General features: G+C 37.9%; 16 protein-coding genes. 10 read left to right on the top strand and 6 right to left on the bottom strand.

What is annotated here, in order from left to right; all coding sequences use genetic code 11:
* Window positions 1-31: 31 nt before the first annotated feature.
* From CLV94_RS12315 to ctlX, 3 genes are all read left to right on the top strand, one after another.
* The gene (locus CLV94_RS12315) at window positions 32-1585 is read left to right on the top strand and encodes an NAD(P)/FAD-dependent oxidoreductase (RefSeq protein WP_121376802.1); all 1554 of its coding nucleotides are present in this window, start codon (window positions 32-34) and stop codon (window positions 1583-1585) included.
* Between the two features lie 51 nt (window positions 1586-1636).
* Entirely contained in the window at window positions 1637-2551 is a 915-nt protein-coding gene (locus CLV94_RS12310; RefSeq protein WP_121376801.1) for a dimethylarginine dimethylaminohydrolase family protein, read from the top strand.
* A gap of 92 nt (window positions 2552-2643) precedes the next feature.
* A complete protein-coding gene (gene ctlX, locus CLV94_RS12305) occupies window positions 2644-3579 on the top strand; it encodes a citrulline utilization hydrolase CtlX (RefSeq protein ID WP_121376800.1) in 936 nt (311 codons plus the stop codon).
* Window positions 3580-3628: 49 nt separating this feature from the next.
* Here the strand turns inward: ctlX and CLV94_RS12300 are convergent, their stop codons facing one another.
* Window positions 3629-4261 (bottom strand): MarC family NAAT transporter, encoded by a 633-nt coding sequence (locus CLV94_RS12300; RefSeq protein WP_121376799.1) that lies wholly within the window; start codon window positions 4259-4261, stop codon window positions 3629-3631.
* A gap of 151 nt (window positions 4262-4412) precedes the next feature.
* On the opposite strand from CLV94_RS12300, the gene CLV94_RS12295 reads away from it, so the two are divergent.
* Both CLV94_RS12295 and CLV94_RS12290 read left to right on the top strand, forming a co-directional pair.
* On the top strand, window positions 4413-5522 hold the full coding sequence (locus CLV94_RS12295; RefSeq protein WP_121376798.1) for a carboxypeptidase-like regulatory domain-containing protein: 1110 nt from the start codon (window positions 4413-4415) through the stop codon (window positions 5520-5522).
* 69 nt (window positions 5523-5591) lie between these two features.
* Entirely contained in the window at window positions 5592-5957 is a 366-nt protein-coding gene (locus CLV94_RS12290; RefSeq protein ID WP_121376797.1) for a CoA-binding protein, read from the top strand.
* Window positions 5958-6007: 50 nt separating this feature from the next.
* On the opposite strand, the gene CLV94_RS12285 is transcribed toward CLV94_RS12290, so the two are convergent.
* Window positions 6008-7510 carry a sodium:solute symporter gene (locus CLV94_RS12285; RefSeq protein WP_121376796.1) on the bottom strand — a complete coding sequence of 501 codons (1503 nt, stop codon included), beginning with the start codon at window positions 7508-7510 and terminating at the stop codon, window positions 6008-6010.
* Window positions 7511-7606: 96 nt separating this feature from the next.
* Here CLV94_RS12285 and CLV94_RS12280 point away from each other — a divergent pair, with 96 nt between their 5' ends.
* The 5 genes from CLV94_RS12280 to CLV94_RS12260 all read left to right on the top strand — a co-directional run bounded on the left by CLV94_RS12280 (window position 7607) and on the right by CLV94_RS12260 (window position 12979).
* Window positions 7607-8071, top strand: a complete 465-nt coding sequence (locus tag CLV94_RS12280; protein WP_121376795.1) for a hypothetical protein — start codon at window positions 7607-7609, stop codon at window positions 8069-8071.
* Between the two features lie 112 nt (window positions 8072-8183).
* A complete protein-coding gene (gene recR / locus CLV94_RS12275) occupies window positions 8184-8804 on the top strand; it encodes a recombination mediator RecR (RefSeq protein ID WP_121376794.1) in 621 nt (206 codons plus the stop codon).
* 55 nt (window positions 8805-8859) lie between these two features.
* Window positions 8860-9648 carry a polysaccharide biosynthesis/export family protein gene (locus CLV94_RS12270; protein WP_121376793.1) on the top strand — a complete coding sequence of 263 codons (789 nt, stop codon included), beginning with the start codon at window positions 8860-8862 and terminating at the stop codon, window positions 9646-9648.
* An 8-nt stretch (window positions 9649-9656) separates the two neighbouring features.
* Entirely contained in the window at window positions 9657-12098 is a 2442-nt protein-coding gene (locus CLV94_RS12265; RefSeq protein WP_121376792.1) for a polysaccharide biosynthesis tyrosine autokinase, read from the top strand.
* Complete coding sequence (locus CLV94_RS12260) at window positions 12083-12979, top strand: ABC transporter permease (protein ID WP_245982556.1); 897 nt, start codon at window positions 12083-12085, stop codon at window positions 12977-12979. Before CLV94_RS12265 ends, CLV94_RS12260 begins: the two co-directional genes overlap by 16 nt.
* Before the next feature lie 77 nt (window positions 12980-13056).
* On the opposite strand, the gene CLV94_RS12255 is transcribed toward CLV94_RS12260, so the two are convergent.
* The 4 genes from CLV94_RS12255 to CLV94_RS12240 all read right to left on the bottom strand — a co-directional run bounded on the left by CLV94_RS12255 (window position 13057) and on the right by CLV94_RS12240 (window position 24848).
* Window positions 13057-13956 (bottom strand): PorP/SprF family type IX secretion system membrane protein, encoded by a 900-nt coding sequence (locus CLV94_RS12255; protein WP_170148797.1) that lies wholly within the window; start codon window positions 13954-13956, stop codon window positions 13057-13059.
* Between the two features lie 28 nt (window positions 13957-13984).
* Window positions 13985-21874, bottom strand: a complete 7890-nt coding sequence (locus CLV94_RS12250) for a lectin-like domain-containing protein (protein ID WP_121376790.1) — start codon at window positions 21872-21874, stop codon at window positions 13985-13987.
* A 3-nt stretch (window positions 21875-21877) separates the two neighbouring features.
* Window positions 21878-22306 (bottom strand): hypothetical protein, encoded by a 429-nt coding sequence (locus tag CLV94_RS12245; RefSeq protein WP_147406624.1) that lies wholly within the window; start codon window positions 22304-22306, stop codon window positions 21878-21880.
* 700 nt (window positions 22307-23006) lie between these two features.
* Entirely contained in the window at window positions 23007-24848 is a 1842-nt protein-coding gene (locus tag CLV94_RS12240) for a tetratricopeptide repeat protein (RefSeq protein WP_121376788.1), read from the bottom strand.
* Window positions 24849-24943 lie beyond the last annotated feature (95 nt).

The raw sequence follows: 24943 nt of genomic DNA, 5'->3' as shown, positions 1-24943 counted from the left end.
GAAATGTAGATTTGTCAACCATAGGAGTAAGATGAAAAATAAAAAGGCAATTATTATCGGAGGTGGTCCGGCTGGCTTGACTGCTGCGTATGAATTTATTCAAAATACCGATATTCAGCCTATTGTTTTAGAACAAAGTGAGTTTTGGGGAGGGATTTCCAGAACCGTCAACTACAAAGGAAATCGTATTGATATTGGAGGACATCGCTTTTTCTCAAAATCGGACGTTATTATGGATTGGTGGTGCAAGATTTTGCCCATTTTATCAGAAGAAAAGACAATCAAGATTTCCTATCAGAATAAATCAAAAGAATTAAATACGATTGATTTTCCTTCTAAGGGTAAAAATCTTGATAACGTAATGTTGGTACGTAGTCGTAAATCAAGAATATATTATCAAAAACAATTCTTTGATTATCCGATTTCGCTTACACCAGAAACTGTTTTGAAACTGGGACTTTTTAATACGTTCTTGATCGGAATGAGCTATCTTAAAAGTGTTGCGTTTCCAATTAAACATGAAAAGAATTTAGAAGATTTTTTTATCAATCGCTTTGGTAAAAAACTATATAAGACATTTTTTAAAGATTATACGGAGAAAGTCTGGGGCATAAAATGCACAGAAATCAGTTCGGAATGGGGAGCGCAAAGAATCAAGGGACTTTCGATCAGGAAGTCGGTTGCTCATTTCTTGAATAAAAAGTTCTCCAAAAAAACAGACAAGAACATTAGTCAAAAAGATACCGAAACGTCTTTGATTGAATATTTCCTATATCCTAAATTCGGCCCAGGACAGATGTGGGAAGAAGTGGCCCGAAAAGTTGTTGAAAACAAAGGTGAGCTTCATCAGAATTTGAAAGTTCTTAAAATTGAAACGCAAGGCAATAAGATAGTATCTGTTACAGCACAAAATCAATTGACCAAAGAAGAAGTTGTCTTTGAAGGAGATTATTTTATTTCAACAATGCCCGTTCAGGAACTTATTGCTTCTCTTGAAACTGAAGTTCCGCAAAATGTTAGTGAAATTGCTCAAGGACTGGTGTATCGTGATTTTATAACGGTTGGATTGCTCCTGAAAAAAATGACGAAAGAGGAGATTACAGACAATTGGATTTACATTCAAGAACCATATGTGAAAGTAGGAAGGTTGCAGATTTTTAATAATTGGAGTCCGTTTTTGGTAAAAGACGAAACTACGAAATGGGTCGGACTGGAATATTTCTGCTATGAAGGCGACGATCTTTGGAACAAATCCGAAGATGACATGAAACAACTAGCCATCGACGAAATGGTAGAAATTGGAATGATTCGCCGTCAAGATGTTTTGGATAGCGTAGTCATCAAGATGCCAAAAACCTACCCGGCGTATTTCGGAACGTATGAAAAATTCAATGAAATTATCGATTATGCGAACCAATTTGAAAACCTATTTTTGATCGGAAGAAACGGAATGCACAAATACAACAATCAAGATCATTCGATGCTTACCGCTATCCAAGCCGTCCAAAATATAAAAAACGGTGTTTCCAGCAAGGACAATATCTGGGCCATCAATACGGAGCAAGAATATCACGAAGAAAAATAAACTTAACAAATAATAAAAAGCCTTTTTTATCTTTGTCAAAAGCCAAAAGCTATGTTGCAATTAAATGTAAAAAACGAAACGTCAAGATTAAAAGCAGTAGTGTTGGGCTCTGCACTAAATAATGGTCCGACGCCGACTGCTGAAGAAGCCTATGATCCAAAATCATTAGAGCATATCCTTGCAGGAACCTATCCTGTAGAAAAAGACATGGTCAATGAAATGGAAGCTTTCAATAAAGTATTTCAAAAATACGACGTAAAAGTATTCCGTCCTGAAATGATTGAAAATTACAATCAGATTTTCACTAGAGATATTGGATTTGTGATTGACGATGTTTTCGTAAAAGCAAACATTCTGCCCGATCGCGAAAGAGAATTAGACGCGATCCAATACGTTATAGAACAGATCAATCCAGCAAAAGTTGTCCGTCCGCCAGAAGAAGTACATATCGAAGGCGGTGATGTGATGCTTTGGAACGATTATATTTTTATCGGGACTTATAAAGGAACAGATTATAAAGATTATATTACGGCTCGAACGAACATGCAAGGCGTTAATTATATCAAAGAATTATTTCCGCATAAAAAAGTAAGGGAATTTGATTTAGTAAAGTCAAAAATCGAAGCTAGAGATAATGCTCTGCATTTGGATTGCTGCTTCCAGCCTGTAGGAAAGGATAAAGGCATCATCTATAAAAGCGGTTTCCGACAAGAATCGGACTATATGTTTTTAGTGGAGCTTTTCGGGAAAGACAATCTTTTCCATATTGACAGGGACGAAATGTACAATATGAACTCGAATGTTTTTTCTATTGCAGAAGATGTAGTCGTTTCAGAAAGAAACTTTACAAGATTGAACAATTGGTTGCGTAGCCAAGGATTTACGGTTGAAGAAATTCCATATGCCGAAATTGCAAAACAAGAAGGCTTGCTCAGATGCTCCACCTTGCCATTAATTAGAGATTAATCAGTTTTTAGAATACAGTTGTGTCGATTTTGATATTTCAACTATCAACTATCAATTATCAACTGTAAACTACCAACTATCAACTATAAATTATGAAACAAACGACAAATTCCATTTTGATGATTCGTCCGGTAGCTTTCCGAATGAATGAACAGACAGCGGTAAACAATTATTACCAAAAAGTATTGGATGGATTGCTTCCAGAAACGGTGAACGCAAAAGCGCAACAGGAATTTGATGCTTTTGTAGAAAAACTAAGAGCGGTTGGGATCAATGTGACGGTTGTTGAAGACACTAAAACTCCAGATACGCCTGATTCTATTTTTCCAAACAACTGGATTTCTTTTCATGAAAATGGCGACGTTGCCTTATATCCGATGTTTGCCGAAAACCGCCGTGAAGAACGTCGCGAAGATATCTTAGATTTATTGGAAGACGAAGGTTACAGAATCGATAATATTGTGGATTATACTTCTGCCGAAGAAGATAATATCTTTCTAGAAGGAACGGGCAGTTTGTTGTTGGATAGAGCGAATGGAAAAGCCTATTGCGCCTTATCTCCAAGAGCCGATGAAGAACTTTTTATTGAATTTTGCGAAGACTTTGATTATGCTCCGGTAATTTTTGAAGCTTTCCAGACAGTCAATGGCGAAAGAAAACTAATCTACCACACCAACGTCATGATGTGTTTGGGCGAGACTTTTGCTGTTATCTGTGCCGATTGCATTGATGATAAAAAAGAAAGAAAAATGGTCTTGGATAACCTAAAAGCAGATGGAAAAGAAATTATCCTGATTACCGAAGACCAAGTCAATAACTTTGCAGGAAACATGTTGGAAGTTAGAGGAAAGGACGATAAACGATATTTAATCATGAGTGCAGCGGCTTATAAAAGCCTAAAGCCTGTACAGATTGAGAAATTAGAATACCACTGCGAAATTATCAGCTCAAGCCTTGATACCATTGAAGCTTGTGGCGGCGGAAGTGCACGATGCATGATGGCGGAGATATTCCTTCCTAAAGAATAATGACATACAAAAATAAGCAAAAAGCCCCGAAAAATTCGGGGCTTTTGTTTTATTGAAAAGATATCGTTTTTATGATATTTACTACAGAGCTGCTAATGTACTGCACTCCGATTGCAATTACTATAAAACCTATAATTCTTGAGATTGCTACAATTCCAGAAGCTCCTAGGATTCTCGAAAGATAATGAGCGCTTCGCATGACCAAAAAGATAACGATGGCAACTGTAGCTATCGAAAGGCAGACGATAATTTGTTCGTCCAGTAGTTTATAATCTTGATATAAGGCGATTAAAAGCGAAATTGATCCAGGACCTGCAAGCATCGGAATCGCAAGCGGTGTCAAGGCAATGTCATTTCTATTTTGGGCATCGTTTTCCACTTTTTTATTGACGCCTCTGGTCTTATTAAACCTTCCAGAAAGCAAGGCAAATCCGGAATTCAAAATGATTAATCCTCCAGCAATCCTTAAGGCATCAATGCTGATTCCGAAAAAGTTTAGCACATATTGTCCTATAAAAAAGGAGATAATCAGAATTATAAAAACATTGATTGCTGTCCAAAGCGATATCCTGGAGCGCTCTTCTTTGGTGTCTTGCTGAGTCAGTCCCACAAAAATTGGTACGGCTCCTAAAGGATTGATAACTGAAAAAAGTGCAGCGAAAACATAAATGAAAATCTCCATAGTTTTTGTTGTAAAATTAAAATCGGAAATGCTGGATGTAGTAAAGTTATAAATAAATTATCATTATCAAACACCAAGTTATATTTTATACGCGTGGCATAGGAAGGAAATTCCATATTCAATATATTTGTAATTCACCATTCTTTTTAAAATGAAGCTCTTAAAGAAAATTGTCCTTTTACTGATTTTATTTTCCATATCGCAAGTTCATTCACAGATATTGGAAGGCCATGTGTATGACATGCAAAATAATGTTTTGCAAGCCGCAACAGTGTATCTAGATGGAACTACTATCTCGACTGTGACAGATGCCGAAGGCTATTTCAAGATTAATGGAAACGGAAATAGTCAGGCTGCTTTGATAATTAGCTATGTCGGATATAAGACGATACGGTTGGAGAATCCTTTTCAAAACAAACAGATTCGGGCTTTGATGGAAGAAGAAGCAATCGCCATGGTTGAGGTTGTTCTCGAAAAAGGACCCTTTACCCGAAAAGAGATGCTGAAAGCTTTCAAGGAACAATTTCTTGGAACTACAGAAGCCGGACTTTCGTGCAAAATCCTAAATGAAGACGATATTAATGTGTTTTACGATATCACAACAAATACTTTGAGCGCTACTTCGCATAAACCGATCAAAATAAAAAACGCTTATCTGGGCTATGAAGTTTTCTTCGAATTGGTAGATTTTAATGTTGAATATAGGAAAAGAAGCCTGTCCAGTTTTTCTATTGCGAAAAGCTATTTTGCAGGTTCAACATTTTATAAAGAATTGTCCCAAACTAAAAAGATAAATAAAAGAAGGACGCAATCTTATTTGGGATCGACTTCTCATTTTGTAAATACGATAGCGAACGAAAGCTGGGAGAAAGAAAAACTGGCTCTTTTTGTAGACCGATTTAAAGTAGATCCAAAAGAATATTTTAAAGTGAGCGATACTTTGGGCATGAAAAAAGTTACGCTCATTAAAGAGCCCACAAAGAAAACTGCCGTATATAAAAAAGAAGGCACTGCTACTAATTTTGACGGGACGAAAAAAATAGAAGTTTTAAAATACGAAGAAGTTAAAATACCTTTTAATATTATGTATGACGGCAAAAAGCAATCGCTTGCTGACTTTATCGAAAAAGTTCTCATAGTTGACAATAACGGAAACTTTCAGCCTTTATATGGCGTGATGGTTGGAGGATATCTAGGTTCTTTGAAAGTAGGAGACATGCTCCCGATAGATTATTACCAAACCATCAAAGGAACTTATTGATGTTATTGTTTTAATAAAAATAGTGCTTCCGCCCTGAAAATAAGTAAATTTGCATCTATATATTTATCCATGAAAAACAAAAAGACATTAGTATTAGGAGCTTCGTCGAACCCGGCACGCTATTCGTATATGGCAATAAGAAGCCTAACTGGGAAGGGACATTCTGTAGTTGCGATAGGCTTGAAAGAAGAAGAAGTTTTGGGCGTAAAAATCCAGACCAAACAAATTCCGTTTACAAATATTGATACGGTTACTTTATACCTGAATCCGCAACGCCAAAGAGATTATTACAACTATGTCATTTCCTTGTCTCCAAAAAGAGTAATCTTTAATCCTGGTACGGAAAATCCAGAATTTTACCAGCTTTTAAAAGTAAATAACATCAAAGTGGAAGTTGCCTGTACTTTAGTACTGCTTTCAACGAATCAGTTTTAAGAATACGAAATGGCTTGGATATTCCAAGTCATTTTTATTTTGAAAGAAGATTAAAATCGTGTTTCCTTTGTAGCCTTTTTGCTGATTAAAAGCAATCCTAAAAAGGTCAGGCCGCCGTTAAGGATAATCAGCTCTTCGGCAAATTGATAATTTCCAAATAACTCCGTAGAATACGAGCTGATACAGAAAGTAATTGCCGGAGCCAATATGCAGACAATCGGAACAAGTTTGTCATTGACCGTTTTTGTTTTCATAAATAGCCCAAAAGAATACAATCCCAAGAGCGGGCCATATGTGTATGCCGCGACTTTAAAAATCAATCCTACTACAGCATCGCTGTTTAAAAGATAGATTACCAAAATCACAAGGAACATCAATAGCGAAAACCCAATATGGACAAAATGCCTAGTTCGCACCATGTTCGGGTTCAAAGCATTCTCAGCCTTGTCCATTCCTAAAAAGTCTACACAGAAAGAAGTGGTCAATGCAGTTAATGCTGAATCTGTGGTTGCAAAAGTAGCTGCTGTTAAGCCTAATAAAAATACAATCGACGGAATCAAAGTCAAGTAATTAAAAGCAATTTCAGGGAATAACAAATCCGTTCTTGGCTTTCCAGTTACAGCATCCAAAGGAACACTGATGCCGTTTTTTTCTGCATAGATATAAAGCAACGCACCTACGCTCAAGAAGAAAATATTGATAACCACAAATATTCCCGTAAATGTAAACATGTTTTTTTGAGCCTCACCAATATTTTTACAGCTTAAGTTTTTCTGCATTAAGTCTTGGTCAAGTCCGACCATGGCTATGGTTACAAAAATACCTCCCAAAATCTGCTTCCAGAAATAATTGCTTTTGAGCCAATCTTCGAAGAAAAATACTTTAGAATAATTGCTGTTTTTTACGGCTTCAAATGCTTCGGGAATATTGTAATTCAAACTGTCGCAGATAAAATAAATCGTAAAAATAACAGAAGAAACTAAGAATAAGGTCTGCAAAGTATCAGTAATAATAATCGTTTTTAGGCCGCCGCGATAGGTATAAGCAAAAATCAGCCCAAGCGAAATCAAGACGGTAACCCAAAACGGAACTCCAAAAGCATCAAAAACATAACGTTGTAAAACGATAACCACTAGGTAAAGCCGTGCTGCAGAACCAATCGTACGACTTATCAAAAAAATAGAAGCCGCCGTTTTGTACGAAATATGGCCCAGTCGCTGTTCGATATATCCATAAATTGATGTTAGGTTCATACGGTAATACAGCGGAAGCAGTACTTTTGCAATCAAGATAAAACCAATCGCATTTCCCAAAACAAACTGAAAATATTTAAATTGGATATCAGGCGAACCGACCTGCCCAGGAACAGAAATAAAAGTCACGCCAGACAAGGCTGTCCCAATCATTCCAAAAGCGACAAGATACCATTTAGAATTTTTATTGGCCTTAAAAAAAGCATCATTGCCTGAATCTTTCTTGCTGACCCTATTGGAAATCAATATCAATATCCCGAAATAAATGACGATTATGAGTAGAATGGTAAGTGGCTGCATCAGTCTGAGTTTATTGCAAAGCAAATAAAATTTAATCAAAAATAGCAATTAATCATAGTTTTATTCTAAATTTGATATAAATCAAAAAGAAAATAAATGAAAAAAATCGTTACTGCAGTTGTCCTGTTTTTAGTTTCCTATGCAGGCTTTGCGCAAGAAGAGGCCGTTTCTGACGTCAAGATTGATATGAATTTCAATAAGTCCTTATTCCCAATGGCAGAAGGAAATATGTACATGTCGACAGAACCAGTAGCCTTTATAATGGCTAACCTGATGTCGCAGTCTTATGAAGAAGCAAAAAAAGAAATGCAGGCTATTGGAGAAGACAAAGATCTGACAGAAGTAAAAAAAGGCGAACTGAATGAAAAAGGCAAAAGCATCTTATACCAGACAGCCATGATCAAAAACGATCAAGGACAAGATTTGGTTATGGAAATTTATGTCGTAAAAGTCGATGAGCAGAATACGATTATGGTTTCCGGAGGCTATGATGTCAAAGCCAAAACGACTTTCAAAGACGAGATAAAAAAAGCAGCAGTATCTGCAAAAGCAGTCAAATAGCTTTTATATAAAAAACAAATAAAAAGCTTCCTGTTGATCAGGAGGCTTTTTTGTTTAAAACAGTCTTTATGCATATTAGGAATCAAGGCGCTGTTTAGTATATTTGCAGTCTATGGAATTTTCTTCAAAACTTTTAGAAAAAGCAGTTTATGAAATGTCCCAATTGCCAGGAATAGGCAAGCGGACTGCATTGCGATTGGTCTTGCATTTGCTAAAACAACCTAAAGAGCAGACCGGTTTGCTGTCTCAAGCGCTTTTGAACATGCGTGAAGAAATCAAATTCTGTCAAAGTTGCCACAATATTTCCGATGTTGCCATCTGTGAGATATGTTCCAATCAAAACCGTGACCATCAGCTGATTTGCGTCGTTGAAGATATCCGTGATGTCATGGCCATTGAAAACACAGGGCAATTTAGAGGAATTTATCACGTTTTAGGAGGCAAGATTTCCCCTATCGACGGAATCGGACCGAGCCAGCTCAACATTCCAACATTGGTCGAAAAAGTAAAAACAGGAAATATCCGCGAACTTATTTTTGCCTTAAGCTCGACTATGGAAGGCGATACGACCAATTTTTACATCTACAGGCAGATAAAAGAATGCGATATCGTTACATCTACGATTGCCCGAGGAATTTCAGTAGGCGATGAGCTAGAATATGCTGATGAAGTAACGCTTGGAAGGAGTATCCTGCACCGCGTACCCTTCGAAAATTCATTCAAAAATACGTAGAATTGTTTACCAGATTCTAAATGAAAAACTATATTTGTTTACTAAAAAATTGATAATGAAGAAGGCGCTTCTGTTTCTTTTGATATTGACGGCTGTTATTTTTACCTCTTGCGTCCCTAGCCAAGATTTGATCTACCTTCAGAAAAAAAATGATTCTGAAAGTACTCCTTCCGTAAATCCGGTAATGGCAAAGCCTTATAGAGTACAGACTAACGATATCTTAAGCATCAAAATCAAGGCATTAGACGCCAAATTGGTCGAAATGTTCAATGCTTCGGAGACGAATCTAAATGCTCAAAGTGAACAAAGCTTATACTTCAATGGTTATTCTGTTGACGATCATGGAAACATACGAATTCCCGTTTTAGGAGAAGTAAATGTACTCGGATTTACTCTGGAAGAAATCAGAATTAAGATCGAAAAACAATTGCTGGATGAATACTTTAACAAAGAAGCCAATATTTTTGTGAATGTCAAACTTGCCGGGCTTCGTTATACTGTAAATGGCGAAATTGCTTCACCAGGAACCAAAACCTTATTTCAAGAAAAGGTTAATGTGTTGGAAGCCATTGCCAATTCTGGCGACATAACTATGGTCGGAAACAGAAAAGAAGTAACAATTATTCGCCAATATCCGCACGGAACCGAAATGCATACGCTTGACCTGACCGATAGAAACGTGATGAATTCCCCTTACTATTATATACAGCCTAACGATTATATTTATATTAAGCCATTAAAACAAAAATCTTGGGGAACCGGAACGACTGGAATTCAGTCGCTCGGAACCATCATTACCCTGATTTCTTTGGTTACCACAACAATAGTGCTTTTAAATAGATAATCATAACCATGCTTGACCCAAAAGACTTTTCATTTTTTGAGAATCAAAACAATTTCGATTTCAAAGGTTTCTTGATAAAAATATTGAGCTACTGGAAATGGTTTTTGGCAAGCCTTATCGTTTGTTTCGTGATTGCCTATCAGGTAAATGTCCGAAAAGAGAAAATCTACGGAATGGAGAGCCTTATCGCCATTCGTGAAGAAAGCAATCCGTTTTTTACCTCAAATACGAGCTTGGTTTTTAACTGGGGCGGTACGTCAGATAAAGTACAGACCATCATAACTACCCTGAAATCGCGTTCCCATAATGAAATCGTCGTGGCCAAATTGGAATATTATATCAAATATTTCAAGCAAGGAAAATACAATATGATTGATGCTTATGGCGAAGCTCCTTTTAAGGTCAATATTGATAAAACCAAAGGACAACTTTCGGGAATTCCTATCAAAATAAAATTTGTAAATGCTTCCGAATACGAACTTTCGCTAGCCTTTGAAAGTGAAAACGTCAATCTCATCAATTATTATGATGAAAGCAACAGCCAGATTGCCGTTCCAGTAGGAGAATATACCAAGAAATTTAAAGTAGGGCAGCAGGTACAATTACCGTATCTGAAATGGAAACTGCAATTAAAACCCGATGCAAATTCCTATGCCGGAAAAGAATATTTTGTGCGATTTGACAATTTCAATAGCGTTGTCGGCCAATACCAAGGCATCAGCGTAGAGAGCGACAATAAAGGAGGCTCGATATTGAAGCTGGCTATGCAGGGCACAAATAAGGCCCGTATGGTCGATTATCTGAATACAACGGTTGAGGTTTTAAAAAAGAACCAACTCGACAGCAAGAACCAATTTGCCATCAATACGATTGCTTTCATCGACAGTACCTTGATAGAAATGGAAGGTCAGTTGAAAGGTACCGAAGGCCAATTGAAAGATTTTAGAAGAGGAAAAAATGTCCTTGAATTAGAAAACGGAGGCGGAATAATATCTGAAAAACTTACAAGCTTAGATGTAGAAAGAGATGCTATCAATCGTAAGATTTCTTATTATAATACTTTAAAATCGTATTTGAATAATAGCGTCGATTATTCAAAACTGCCAGCTCCAGCTGTTGCCGGAATCGACGATCCAAATATTGTCGGAAACGTTTCTAGGCTGATAGCGCTTTCTATCCAGCGTTCAGAAAAAGCTTATGCGGTAAAGAACGATAGATTTTTTAGAGATTTTGACAATGAGATGGAGTCTATCAAAAAAGTCCTTTTAGAAAATATAGCATCGGCAAAATCGGTAATCCAGAACGACTTGGCGCTGGTCAATGCCCGAATCGGACAAGCCGAAAGTACTATTAAGCGACTTCCTGAAGACCAGCAAGATTTGCTTAAGATTACGAGAAAATACGATCTAGCCGAAAATATCTTCAATACTTTTCTTGAAAAAAGGAATGAAGCCAACATTGTCAAGGCGGCTAATCTTTCGGATATTCATTTTATTGATTCCGCAAAAGATACCGGCGGCGGATTGATTGGTCCAAAAACCAGCGTAAACTATGTACTAGCTTTGTTTTTAGGATTGATGATTCCTCTGATGATTGTTTTCATCATCACATTCATGGACAACAGTATTCATACGGCCGAAGATATTTCTAGGTTGACAAAAATCCCGTTGCTTGGTGTTGTCGGCAAAAAGAAGACGCCTAGCAATCTTGCGGTTCTTGAAAAGCCTAAATCGGCTTTGGCAGAATCTTTTAGGGCTATACGTTCTTCCCTTCAATTTTTGTATAAAAAGCAAAACCTTTCGGGTGCAAAAACCTTGATGCTCACTTCGTCTATCAGTGGCGAAGGAAAAACCTTCTGCTCGATTAATATTGCTACTGTTTTTGCCTTGAGCGAAAAAAAGACCGTTATCGTAGGATTGGATTTGAGAAAGCCTAAGATTTTTGGCGATTTCAATCTTGACAATACTTTCGGGGTGGTCAATTATTTGATCGGACAAAAAACAGCAGATGAGATCATCCAAAAAACACAAATTTCATTTTTAGATGTTATTACCTCGGGGCCTATTCCTCCAAATCCAGCAGAATTGATTTTGGGTGATAGCATGAAGGAACTTTTAGATGACCTAAAGAATCGATACGATTATATTATTTTGGACACGCCGCCTGTCGGTCTAGTTTCTGATGCGCTAGAACTCGCACAATATTGTGATGCTACTTTATATGTTGTCCGCCAAAATGTGACCAAAAAAGGAATGCTTGCTTTGGTAAACGACAAACATAAGAGAGGCGAGCTTAGCAATATCAGCATTATTTTTAATGGCTACGAAAGCAAGGCCAGATATGGTTACGGCTATGGCTATGGCTACGGAGATTACAGTAATGGATATCATGACGAAGAAGAGTCAGGAAATCGTTTAAAAAGAATATCTAAAAAATGGCTGAGAAAATAACAAAAGAGATGGAAAACAGCCTGAAAGACCAGCAATGGCTCTATGAAATAACACCGAAGAGGAAATTAGTTTCCTTTAATTTTAGAGAAGTTTGGCGGTATCGCGACTTGCTGTTGCTGTTTGTCAAAAGAGATATAGTGACGTATTACAAGCAAACGATTCTCGGGCCGTTGTGGTTTTTGATTCAGCCGCTATTGACTTCTATAATCCAATTTGTAATTTTTAATAAGATTGCCCAAATTGAGTCGGACGGGATTAACTACTTCCTTTTTGCGCTGGCCGGAAACACATTATGGTTTTATTTTTCAGACTGTTTTAAGTCTACATCAGATACTTTTAAATCCAACCAGAATATTTTTGGTAAGGTTTATTTTCCAAGAGTTATCATGCCGATGTCGGTAACGATATCCAATCTTTTGAAATTCGGGATACAGTTTTTGTTTTTTATTTGCGTGATGTTCTATTTTATCGCGAAAGGAAAAGCAACGCTGCCGAATTGGGAAATCGTTTTTACGCCAATCCTTTTGCTTTTAATGGCATTGATTTCTCTTGGATTTGGAATGATAATTTCTTCTCTTACGACAAAATATAGAGACTTGACTTTTTTGGTGGGTTTCGGAGTACAGCTTTATATGTACTTGACTCCTGTGGTTTATCCGACTTCTTTAGTAGTAAAAAAATTGAAACCGTATGGTTATGAAAATCTTGTTTATCTAAATCCGCTGACAAGTCTTTTCGAGTTTTTTAAATACTCTTTTTTAGGAAAAGGTGAGTTTACAGCCTTTGGACTTATCTACTCTGTGGTATTTTCAATCGTGATTTTCTTGTTAGGCCTTTTAGTTTTTAATAAGACCGAAAAGAATTTTATTGATACTGTTTAAAAAGAACTCTAAATAAAATAAGAAAGCGGGGACAATTGTCCCCGCTTTCTGTTTGCCAAAATTTGTAATCAAAACATTTAGTTTGCTTTTGGCGTTAAGTTGAATCGCAAATAAAACTCATGTGTTCCATTAGTCACGCTTGCAATTTCATCTCTTAGCGAATGCTCGTAAGCGTATCCGAAATCAAGCCAGTTGTTGACTTTTATGGTTGCTAATCCACTGATAGCTTTGTCGGTTCTATAAGCAGCACCCAGTTCAAATTGTTTCTTGTAATTCAAAACTCCCGTAATATCTAAAGAAGTAGGGGCTCCATTTACATAACGAAACAATGTCGAAGGCTTCAGTATGAAATTTTCATTCAATTTGATATCATAACCTCCGCTTAAATAGATATGCGGCCTGTCTGAAGCAACTGTTGCAACGCCATCTTGATTTTTAGCACGTTGTGTGCTGAGCATTTTTGGAGAAGAAAGCGAGATGTAATACTTTTCATGCTTCAAATAGGCGCCAATTCCAAAATTTGGATTAAACCTGCTGATATTGACCAATGACGGATCTGGAGACACATTGTAGGTCTGTAATCCATTCACATTTACGTCGTAGAAATTTCCTCCTGCTTTTACTCCTAAATAAAGATCAAGCGTTTCGTTCATAGGAATCAAATAAGAGAAGTCTGCAAAAACCGAAGTTTGTTTTTCTACGAAGGTTTTGTCGTTTATCACAGAAAGTCCAATACCTAATCTTTTTCCGGTAGGCGTTCCGAAAGAAACAGCCTGAGTTTCGGGAGCATCTTTTACTCCGGCCCATTGGCTCTTGAAACTGCTTGAGATTATGGTTTCACCATCAGCCCCTGCATAAGCAGGGTTGATGATGTTCATGTTATTTCTGTAGATTGTAAAGTTGGTTTCCTGTTGTCCGTACGCGAAAGCGGCAAAGAAAAATAACAGTACAGCGTTTAATTTATATAATGTTTTCATAATGATTGTCATTTTTATTTATTGCTGATTATCGTGTAAGGTAAATCCATCCTTCATAAGCAGGAGTTCCATTTCCTAAATCAATTTGATAATAGTATGAGGACTCTGGAAGCGGATTGCTAGAACCTTTATAATGACCATTCCAATCATTTTTGTATCCTTTGGCACTGAATACTTCAGAACCCCATCTGTTGAATACTTTTACTACAGAATTTGGATAGTTCGTGATGTTGATAATTTGCCAAGTATCATTGACTCCGTCGCCGTTTGGTGTAAAGGCTTGAGAAATGTTGATTTCTGTCAAGTCGCAAACGTCTCCGATTCCATCTTTATCGATATCTTCCTGACCTGGGTTATAGGTGAACGGACAGTTGTCTGATTCGTTTAGAACACCGTCATTATCGTAATCGTCGTCGCAAGCATCGCCAATTCCGTCGTTGTCAGTATCAATCTGATCTGGATTGGAAGTAAGCGGACAGTTGTCGATTGAATCTTCAATACCGTCGTTGTCATCGTCAGAATCACAGTTGTCTGGTATTCCATCGCCATCATTATCGCCAAAAGTATTGATTACGGTAACGATAGCTTCAGCTTCTGAGACATTTCCATGAACGTCTGTAACGGTCATTGTCACGAAGTTGGTTCCCGTTTCGCCGCAGTTAAATGCGGTCTGGCTTATTGTAATAGAGGCGATGCCGCAATTATCTGAAGAGCCATTATTAATATCCATAGCGGTAACATAAGCCATTCCTTCTGCGTCAAGAGAAATGGTTACGTCCTGCGTGATTGCAAATGGAGCCATTGCATCTTGAACGGTTATTATAGCCGTATTCGAAGCTGTATTTCCGTTAACATCAATTACTGTTAAAGTCACTGTGTTTGGACCCACGTTTGTACAGTTAAAACTTGTTACATCTAGTGTATAAGTTGCAATCGCGCAATTATCTGTAGATCCATTATTAACCTGGGCCGGAGCAATTGTCACCTGTCCATTTACATCTAACTGGACTGTGATATTCTGCGTAATTACTGTCGGAACAATAGAATCAACTACAGTTACGATTGCTGTATTTGAAGCTGTATTTCCGTTTACGTCAGTTGCTGTTAAAGTCACCGTATTTGTACCTACGTTAGCACAATTAAAACTTGTTACATCCAGTGCATACGTTGCAATAGTACAATTGTCTGATGAGCCATTGTTGATCTGGGCTGGAGTAATCGTTGCTTGTCCGTTAGCGTCTAACTGAACAGTGATGTTCTGAGTGATTACTGTCGGAGCGATCAAATCTTGAACCGTTACAATAGCCGTGTTAGATGAAACGTTTCCGCTTGCATCTGTTGCTGTAAGGGTTACTGTGTTTGCGCCCACATTGGTACAAGTAAAGTCAGAAATATCAAGAGTATATATAACGCCTGAACAGTTGTCTGAAGAACCATTGTTTATTTGAGCAGGAGTGATTACCGCTTGTCCGTTTGCATCCAATTGAACCGTGATATTCTGCGTAATTACTGTCGGAGCAATTTGGTCGACAACCGTTATGATAGCTGTTTGTGTCGAAATGTTTCCGTTGACATCAGTTACCGTAAGTGTTACTGTGTTTGGACCAACGTTTGTACAGTCAAAACTTGTTGCATCTAGCGTATAAGTTGCAATCGCACAATTGTCTGTAGAGCCATTGTTGATCTGAGCAGGAGTAATTGTCGCTTGTCCGTTAGCATCTAAGTTGACAGTCATGTTCTGCGTAATTACTGTCGGAGCAATTTGATCAACTACAGTTACTATTGCTGTATTTGAAGCAGCATTTCCATAATTGTCTGTTACGGTAAGAGCCACTGTGTTTGGACCCACATTTGTGCAATTGAAAGCAGCTATGTCAAGAGCATACGAAGCAATACCGCAATTATCTGTTGAACCATTGTTGATTTGAGCAGGAGTAATTGTTGCTTGTCCAGCAGTGTCTAATTGTACTGTAATGTTTTGAGTAACTACAGTAGGAGCCATCATGTCGGCAACAGTAATTATAGCTGTTGTAGAAGCATAATTTCCGTTTACATCAACACCAAATAGCGTAATCGTGTTAGTAGATCCAATATCTGAACAATTAAAGAAAGAACGAGAGATTCCCATCGTTTCGATAGCACAGTTGTCAAAAGAACCATTGTTTACATCTGCAATAGTCAAAGTATATTCACCATTGATATTTAGGTGAACCGTCACGTTTTGAGCAATCATTGTTGGAAGGATGTTATCTTCAACAGTTACTACAGCAGTATTTGAAGCCACATTTCCATTGACATCTGTTACAGTCAAAGTCACTGTGTTTGGACCGACATTTGTACAGTTGAAAGCAGTTGTGTCTAAAGCATAGGTCGCAATAGCGCAATTGTCAAAAGAACCGTTGTTTATTTGTGCAGGCATGATTGTCGCTTGCCCGTTAGCATCTAATTGTACCGTAATATTTTGTGTAAGAACAGTAGGGTTGATATTGTCTTCTACTGTTACTACAGCGGTATCCGAAGCGGCATTTCCATAGATATCTGTCACTGTCAAGATCACGGTATTCGGACCTACATTTGTACAGTCGAAAGCTGTCTTATCTAATGAATAAGTTGCAATAGCACAGTTGTCAGTCGATACATTATTGATTTGTGCAGGCGTAATTGTTGCTTGACCGTTTGTATCTAATTCAATAGTGATATTTTGGGTCAATACTATAGGAGCCATAACATCTTCTACAGTCACGACAGCGGTATTTGAGGCCGAATTTCCGTTTACGTCAGTCACAGTCAGGGTTACGGTATTCGGACCTACTTTTGTACAGTCAAAAGCCGTAGTGTCTAAAGCATAAGTTGCGATAGTACAATTGTCAGTCGACGCATTGTCAATCTGTGCAGGAGTAATCGTAGCCTGTCCGTTGGCATCTAGCTGAACGGTGATATTCTGCGTAAGCACGATCGGCGCGATTGAATCTTCTACAGTCACGACAGCGGTATTCGAAGCTGAATTTCCGTTTACGTCAGTCACAGTCAAGGTTACGGTATTCGGACCTACGTTTGTACAGTCAAAAGCCGTAGTGTCTAAAGCATAAGTTGCGATAGTACAATTGTCAGTCGACGCATTGTCAATCTGTGCAGGAGTAATCGTAGCCTGTCCGTTGGCATCTAGCTGAACGGTGATATTCTGCGTAAGCACGATCGGCGCGATTGAATCTTCTACAGTTACTACTGCAGTATTTGAAGCCGAGTTTCCGTTTACGTCAGTCACAGTCAAGGTTACGGTATTCGGTCCAACGTTTGTACAGTCGAAACTTGTTATGTCTAGAGCATAAGTCGCGATAATACAGTTGTCAGTCGATGCATTGTCAATCTGTGCAGGCGTGATTGTTGCCTGTCCGTTGGCATCTAGCTGAACGGTGATATTCTGAGTAAGCACGATCGGCGCGATTGAATCTTCTACAGTTACAACAGCGGTATTCGAAGCCGAATTTCCGTTTACGTCAGTCACAGTCAAGGTTACGGTATTCGGACCTACGTTTGTACAGTCAAAAGCCGTGTCGTCTAAAGCATAAGTCGCGATAGCGCAGTTGTCAGTCGACGCATTGTTAATCTGTGCAGGCGTGATTGTTGCCTGCCCGTTGGCATCTAGCTGAACGGTGATATTCTGTGTAAGCACGATCGGTGCGATTGAATCTTCGACAGTTACTATAGCAGTATTTGAAGCTAAATTGCCACTAGCATCTGTTCCTGTCAAAGTCACGGTATTCGATCCTACATTTGTACAGTCAAAAGCCGTGTTGTCTAAAGCATAAGTTACGATAGCACAATTGTCGAAAGAACCATTATTTACAGCTGCAGGAACAATTACTGCTTGTCCATTAGCGTCTAATTGAACCGTAATGTTCTGAGTGATGATTGTTGGATTGATAATGTCTTGAACCGTTACAACTGCTGTTGAGGTTCCGACATTTCCATGGATATCTGCCACCGATAATGTTACCGTGTTTGCTCCAGTCTCAGAGCAATTAAAAGTAGTTTTGCTTAACGAATAAGAAGCAATACCGCAATTGTCTGTTGAGCCATTGTTGATTTGGGCAGGAGTAATCGTAGCTTGGCCATTTGCGTCTAGCTGTACTGTAATGTTTTGAGTAATTACATTAGGAGCCATCACGTCGGCTACAGTTACAACTGCGGTAGCCGCGCCTAAATTACCTGAAGGATCATTCCCAAAAAGCGTAATGGTGAAACTTTGTCCAGCATCAACGCAGGTAAATAAAGCTCTGGTAATTCCGAGATTAGAAATACTGCAATTGTCATAAGAACCATTGTTTACTTCTGACGGGACTAAATTGTAAATACCGGCTGCATTTAGATGTACGGTGATATTTTGGGTAATAATAGTCGGATTTGTAGTGTCTTGAACCGTTACTACTGCTGTTGAAGAAGAAGTATTTCCGCTAGCATCAGTGGCTGTAAGCGTTACTGTATTTGGACCTAGATTAGAACAGTTGAACGTGCTTGGACTTACTGTTAATGAAGTAATTCCTACGTTGTCAAAAGAACCGTTGTTTACTTGGGCAGGAGTTAGGACCACTTGACCATTGGCAGCAATTGATACAGTTGTGTTTTGCGTTATTACTGTTGGAGCGATGTTATCAATAACCGTTACGGTTGATGTTGCCGTGCCCACATTTCCTTTTGCATCAGTTACAGTCAATGTTACTGTATTGGCTCCTAAATTTGTTCCATTAAAAGTAAGCGGAGAAGCTGTAATAGTAGCAATACCGCAATTGTCAGACGAACCATTGTTTATAGCCGCAGCTGTTGTTGAGCCTTGCCCGTTTGTTCCTAAATAAACAGTAACGTTTTGGGCAATAGCTGTAGGATTTACAGTATCGTTAAAAGTAACATTAAATGTTCTTGTAGCGGTAGAACCATCGCCATCTGTTACTGTTAACGTTACAGTTGAAGTTCCGAATTGTCCCGTTACAGGAGTGAAATTTACTGTTCTTGTAGCTCCAGTTCCTGAAATCGAAATATTGGCCAAAGGAAGCAAAGCTGTATTCGTAGAGCCAGTAGCCTGAAGCGAAATATTAGCTACAGGTGATTCACTGTCAGCTACGGTGGCAGTAACTGAACCTGGAGTATTATAGCAATAGCTTTGGTTTGCAATAGCTGAAATTGTAGGTGGCGTGCTTACAATCGATGTCAAGCAGTAGCCGTTAAAACGTACTCTGTGTTCGCTTGTAGAACCTCCAGTTGCTGCTGTGAATCCCCAATACGCATACTGATTTCCTAAAATAGTAGTAGGAATATCAATTACAGTATTGAAGATTACCGAGCCTTCATAAGTTACCTTAAACGTTTTTGAAGCAGCAATCCACTCAAAAACAGCATCGTGCCAATTACCATCTTCTATCTGTCCGGCATTATAGTAAGGTGCAAACTCAGAATGAGCTGAAGTGATTTGTGCTTGACCATTTCTTACAATCGCGATATGGTCATTCGAAATAGGATCTGAACCAGGATTGTAATATGTATCAAACTCTACCGCTAGAGAAGGCGTAATGCCTTGATATCCTACTCCGCCTCCCAAAGTGCCTTGGTTGGATGATAAAGGTTGCAATACAAAAGCAAGTCCGTCAGCTCCTGCGTCGGATGAACCAAAATAAAGTTGCGTACTGATTTTGAAGTTTTCGTTCAAGTCAAGTCTTGCTTTCCCCCAAACAGAACCGAATAGATTGCCTATGTTTTCTGTAAGACGTGCTTCATTTCCGATTAAGATAGCATTTCCATTTGTTATAACATCTGATGCGTTAAAAGTGTTGCATGGAGTTATGTAGATTGAAAAGCTTGTTGTGGCAGTACAGCTATTGTTGTTTGCTGTTACAGTATAGCTCACAGAAGATTGCGACCCTGTTGGAGTTCCTGAAATGGTTCCATTGGCAGTGTTAAAAGTTAACCCGGCTGGCAAAGCTGGCGAAATACTCCAGTTTGTACTAGCGCCGCCTGTATTTGTAACGGCAATAGGAGTAATCGTCTGGCTTTGGTATAAATTATAGGTAGCCGATGCGTACGAAATTACAGGGAACTGGTTTACTGTTAGAGTAAAGGTCGTCGTCGCAGTAGCGCCTAATTGGTCAGTGACTGTAAGTGTTATTGTAGCCGTTCCATGTTGGTTGGCTGCTGGCGTTACAGTGACAGTTCTATTCGTACCTGTGCCCCCTAAAACGATATTTGAAACTGGGACAAGGGTTGTATTTGAAGAACTTCTAGTTACTGTCAGGTTGACTGCAGCAGTTTCAACATCGGCAACTGTAAAGGCTAGTGCTGCAGTTGCTGCATTTGCACATACGGCCTGATTTGCTACAGCTGAAATTGTAGGATTGTTATTTGCTACAGTTGTAAACGTAACTTGTGGTCCGTAGCCAGTTCCTACAGAGTTTGTAGCATAAGCTCTGACATAATAAGTCGTTCCTGAATTCAATCCAGCCATTGAGCTTGTAAATGTGCCAAGACCAGAACCATCCGTTGTTACGCTATTTGCAATTGTCGGATTTGCGGAAGTGCTCCAGCAAATTCCTCTTGCCGTAACCGCTTGCCCGCCGTCAGAACCTATGGTTCCTCCTGATGCAGCCGTAATTGCGGTTATTGAACTCGCAGCTGTCGTAGCTGTCACATTTGGAATTGTATACGCTAGCGTGGTAAACGTAGTGTGGTAAATTGTTGAATAGGCAGGAACAGCATCTCGAGTTACAAAATACAATTCATAAGTTGTATTAGGAGATAGTCCTGTGATCGGAAACGCAGTTTCAACATTAGCAGGCATAGCAGAGGAACCATGGGCTATTGATGTAACAGATCCGTAGTTGGTACCTGCTTGGATTTGAGCTTCTGTTGGAGCTGTTGAGCCTTGCGGTACGACAATATAATAACCATTTACAGCATTTTCTGAAGTAGAATTAAAAACAGCTGAGGTATACGTGATATTATTTACGGCTCCGCTTGCTTGTGCAACATCTTCAATGATTTCATCAATATCAGCGATTGTTCCTGCAGCATAATACCAAGTGAACTCATCGCTAGCATTTACGGCTAAATTGTTGAAACGCACATAGAAACCATAAGAACCATCGGTAGTTCCTGAATTTACTACAGAAGTCTGCGGATTTTGATTGATGACATTATTCCAATCGCAACAACTATTTACGATTGTATTTCCTCTTGGAGAATTGGAATAAAAAAGAATAGCCTCGTCATTATTATAAATCTTTAATGCGGCGGATGACTGTGAAGGTATGGTATTCAATACAAAGGCTCCATTTACTAAATTTCCTTTTTGCTTTATATTGCTGTCTGTCAGACCAACAAAGTCGTCTCGGGTTCCTACCCAAATCCTAACATTGCTGATTGGTGCGGCACTCACATTTTTTACTTTTACTTTTACTTCGATGTAGCCAGCATTTTGCAAAAGACTAAAAGTGTTTTCGACTTCAAGAAGCGAACCACCCACATTTATATTTCCTTTCGATACGACTGTACCATACCCATTTGGAGCGGTAGTATACGTGAATCCTGAATAATCGATCGTTTGGTTGGTCAAGGCTGGATTTTGAACGATGGTTCCATTTAAATTCCATTCACTGGTTCCATCTCCTCCAACTGCATAAGCATTGTCAAGAGCATAATTGCTATATGTCAATTTTCGCCATTGTGCAGCAATTGAGTTGTAATAAAAAGGCTGCTGCATGTTTCCTGTGTTGTTGATAGAGTTTTCTGCACCATTTCCAACACGGAGTTTATTATTGTTGATGATTCTTTGCTGTGCTTCGGCTCCAGAAGAAGTTAAAAGCATAAAAGTTTGTATCGCCAACAAAGCCGTCAAGAATAATTTCTGAAAGTAATTTTTCCTATTTTCCATAAATTAGACTTTATTAATTGTTACTGAAGTTACCGTCCATTCAGAGCTATTTCTGTTAAGCTCTAGGTCAGCCCTGACAGCTTTTTTGCTTTGATTTTGGTCATAATTATAGACAAATGACACACGAGCTGTTTTTTCGTTAATCTCAAACAGCCAAAACAAAAAGTAAGAATCAGGATGCTGCATGTTGATTTCATTCTTGGATAAAAACACCAAAGATTTTCCGTTTTTTGAAGCATTGATTTCTTTACCAAATGAAACGCCGTGTTGCATAACATAAAGCGGCTGAGCCGTTTTTCCAGGCAAATAACCCTGGAGTTCTTTAAGGTCAATGCATTTTTGCAGTACCTTGTTTTGATCCTCGGGGGATTGTGCATAAGTAGAAGTAGCGCACAAGAGGACCATGAAGAGAATTAGTGATAATTTTCTCATGTTTAATTGATTGGTTAATATTTATTGAAATAGGGGACAGAAACAAAAATCATTGTTCCCAGCAGTTTATCTGTATTCGTTATTTATTAAATACTGAATGTGTTTAGAGAAGTAGCAGTCTGACAACTGTAAACAGAATTATGCCTGTAAAAAGATACAGTAAGAACCGCAGTCGGTAGGGGATTTTTTTTAGCATAGACAATCATGTTAAGAATTATTTTTTTGTTTTTTACTTCCGCTGGATATGCTTTCCTTCTCTTATAAACGGATGGGAAAGCCTATTGCCTTGAAAGCGCAATTAAAATAGATTGGGGTGTGGTATTTGTTAATGTTGTGACAAATTAAGCCTATAATTATGCGAAAAGACTTGAAAAGGATATAGATAAAATATAGACAACGGTATTTTTAGAAGAAGAAAATTGATGTGTAACTATTTGATTTTAATTGTTTTATAATTTAATCTATATTTTGTCTATAAAACAACAAAACCGAACACGTAATTTTTACGTATTAAAAAGTCATAATGACTTTTTAAACTTCTCATTTTTTGATTTTTTGCAGTTCGTCGAAGAAATAAGGAAGTTCGTCGTTTTTTTATTTTTACGATAGCTTTTTGTTTTGCTTATTTCAAAAAAAATACAGAAATCACGTAATAAAAAAGCCTGCATTTAGCAGGCTTTTTTTAGATGAAAATTTCAGTTTAGATTTCTGAAATTATTTTTTCAAATTCATTATCATCTTGAATTTGTATTTTTTTCTTGATACGGTACTTTTTTGTAATCACGCTTTCATGCGAGATTTGGAGCAGGGTAGCAATTTCTTTATTCGAAAGATTCAATTTTAGTAAAGAGCAGAAATTGATATCATTCTTGGTCAGTATAGGAAAACGTTCTTGAAGCTTGCCTTTAAAGTCAGGATGTATCTGCCCAAATTTAATTGAAAACTCTTTCCAGTAGTCTTTTTGCTTTATGAGTTGTTGTAATGAAGATTTGACAGTATTCGATTTCGGATCAGCATTTGAAGATTCGCTTTCAATGATAGAAGAAATTTGATCCTGTAAATTGGCAAGCTGCAGAGTCATAGATGTTAATTCCTGTTCGCGAAGCTGGATGATCTGTTTTTGATTATCGGTAATCTTCCTTTTATAGGCATTTCTTTCTAAAAGGTTATTTTTCTCTGCTTCAGATTCTCTCAGTTTTGCTTTTTGCAATTTATGCTTGAGCCAATAAGCTCTAGAGACAGCAAATCCGGCTATACAAAGAATTAGGATTCCAATTCCAATAACAAAATAGTTTCCTCTTTGGGCTTTCACCTTTTGGCTTAGCAGTTCATTTTTCCTTTTTAAAGAAATATTCTTTTCGTGCTGGATTTCTGTCTGGAATTTTGCTTGTAATTCTTTCGTGATGGTTTCATTATTGGCCTTAGCCAAAGAATCTTTGATGGTTATTGCCTTTTCTAATGCCTCGATTCCTTTGTCTTTTATATTAGTATGCTTAAAAGTGACTGCAGACACTTGGTAGAAAAACATTTGGTCTTCTGCATTGAACGTTTTTCTGTTTGGCGAATTTTCTACTAATTTGATGATTCCCAATGCTTTTTCGAATTCTTCAGTCTGATTCAAAAGCTGGATATATTCGGCGCCAATGAGCATGAATCGAAAAGAATTGGTGTTTTTTATCCCGTCAAATGCTTTTTTGTAATAAATACTTGAAAGGTCGTATTTTTTTTCCTGTAACGCTATTTTTCCTAATTTGCTATAAGCCAAGCTTATGAATTCCATGTTGTGAAAATCTTCAAGTCCTTCTGCAGCTTCTAAAAGCACTCTTTTTGCTTTAGAATTGTCTTTGACATACGTTAGGCAATCGCCATAATTGATAAGCGTTAGGTAATAATTTTTTAAATCCTTTACCTCTTTCATCGCCGGGAGGCATTCCTCGTAGAGATCAATAGCAAACTTGAAGTTTTCGACCTTAAAATAAATATTAGCCAGCTTCTGCTTTTGAACCATCAAACTTTTTTTGTCATTTAGCTTGCTCAAGATTTCGATGCCTCTCAATAAATATTTTGTGGCAGCTTTATTGTCGATCATATAAGCATAGTTCGAAGCCATTTCTCCATAGACAATCGCTTTTCCTTTTTCATTGTCTAAAGACTCATAAATTTTTAGAGCATCTTCCAGATAATCCAGCGAAGTTTTATAATCTCCTGTATTTCGATAAGCGATAGAAAGATTGATAAGGCTTCCAGCCCTATTTTTGGGATATTTGGCTGATGTTGATACGGCCTTATTAAAAAATATTTTTGCAGAATCGTGCTTAGATGTCAAGCTATAATAAATACCATAATTGTTATAGTTTTTAGAAACAACCGTGTCATGAAGTTGATGATTGTGCTTTAGCATTATGTCAAGATAAACCTTGGCACTGTCTGGTTTTGAAAAAATGAACTGGGTAATTCGCTCTTGTGTTTTTACGGGGTCAAATGGTTTGTTTTGTGCAAAAATTCCCATGGGGATGAGAAGAAAAAATACTTTTTTTATCATAAGTGGTAGTAATAAAAAGAATAAGTTTTTGAATTATGTTAAAGTTATAAAAAGGGGCAGTAAAATTAGAATTAATTACAATACTAAATAAAGTG

This window comes from Flavobacterium endophyticum, assembly GCF_003634455.1.
Lineage (GTDB): Bacteria > Bacteroidota > Bacteroidia > Flavobacteriales > Flavobacteriaceae > Flavobacterium > Flavobacterium endophyticum.
This window is presented reverse-complemented; position numbering and strand designations above follow the sequence as displayed.

Excerpts from the sequence above, each read along its gene's own strand:
- CLV94_RS12240 (WP_121376788.1), bottom strand. The coding sequence starts at position 24,848 with ATGATAAAAAAAGTATTTTTTCTTCTCATCCCCATGGGAATTTTTGCA.
- CLV94_RS12245 (WP_147406624.1), bottom strand. The coding sequence starts at position 22,306 with ATGAGAAAATTATCACTAATTCTCTTCATGGTCCTCTTGTGCGCTACT.
- recR (WP_121376794.1), top strand. The coding sequence starts at position 8,184 with ATGGAATTTTCTTCAAAACTTTTAGAAAAAGCAGTTTATGAAATGTCC.
- CLV94_RS12255 (WP_170148797.1), bottom strand. The coding sequence starts at position 13,956 with ATGAAAACATTATATAAATTAAACGCTGTACTGTTATTTTTCTTTGCC.
- CLV94_RS12295 (WP_121376798.1), top strand. The coding sequence starts at position 4,413 with ATGAAGCTCTTAAAGAAAATTGTCCTTTTACTGATTTTATTTTCCATA.
- CLV94_RS12260 (WP_245982556.1), top strand. The coding sequence starts at position 12,083 with ATGGCTGAGAAAATAACAAAAGAGATGGAAAACAGCCTGAAAGACCAG.
- CLV94_RS12290 (WP_121376797.1), top strand. The coding sequence starts at position 5,592 with ATGAAAAACAAAAAGACATTAGTATTAGGAGCTTCGTCGAACCCGGCA.
- CLV94_RS12265 (WP_121376792.1), top strand. The coding sequence starts at position 9,657 with ATGCTTGACCCAAAAGACTTTTCATTTTTTGAGAATCAAAACAATTTC.
- ctlX (WP_121376800.1), top strand. The coding sequence starts at position 2,644 with ATGAAACAAACGACAAATTCCATTTTGATGATTCGTCCGGTAGCTTTC.
- CLV94_RS12310 (WP_121376801.1), top strand. The coding sequence starts at position 1,637 with ATGTTGCAATTAAATGTAAAAAACGAAACGTCAAGATTAAAAGCAGTA.
- CLV94_RS12300 (WP_121376799.1), bottom strand. The coding sequence starts at position 4,261 with ATGGAGATTTTCATTTATGTTTTCGCTGCACTTTTTTCAGTTATCAAT.
- CLV94_RS12280 (WP_121376795.1), top strand. The coding sequence starts at position 7,607 with ATGAAAAAAATCGTTACTGCAGTTGTCCTGTTTTTAGTTTCCTATGCA.
- CLV94_RS12250 (WP_121376790.1), bottom strand. The coding sequence starts at position 21,874 with ATGGAAAATAGGAAAAATTACTTTCAGAAATTATTCTTGACGGCTTTG.
- CLV94_RS12315 (WP_121376802.1), top strand. The coding sequence starts at position 32 with ATGAAAAATAAAAAGGCAATTATTATCGGAGGTGGTCCGGCTGGCTTG.
- CLV94_RS12270 (WP_121376793.1), top strand. The coding sequence starts at position 8,860 with ATGAAGAAGGCGCTTCTGTTTCTTTTGATATTGACGGCTGTTATTTTT.
- CLV94_RS12285 (WP_121376796.1), bottom strand. The coding sequence starts at position 7,510 with ATGCAGCCACTTACCATTCTACTCATAATCGTCATTTATTTCGGGATA.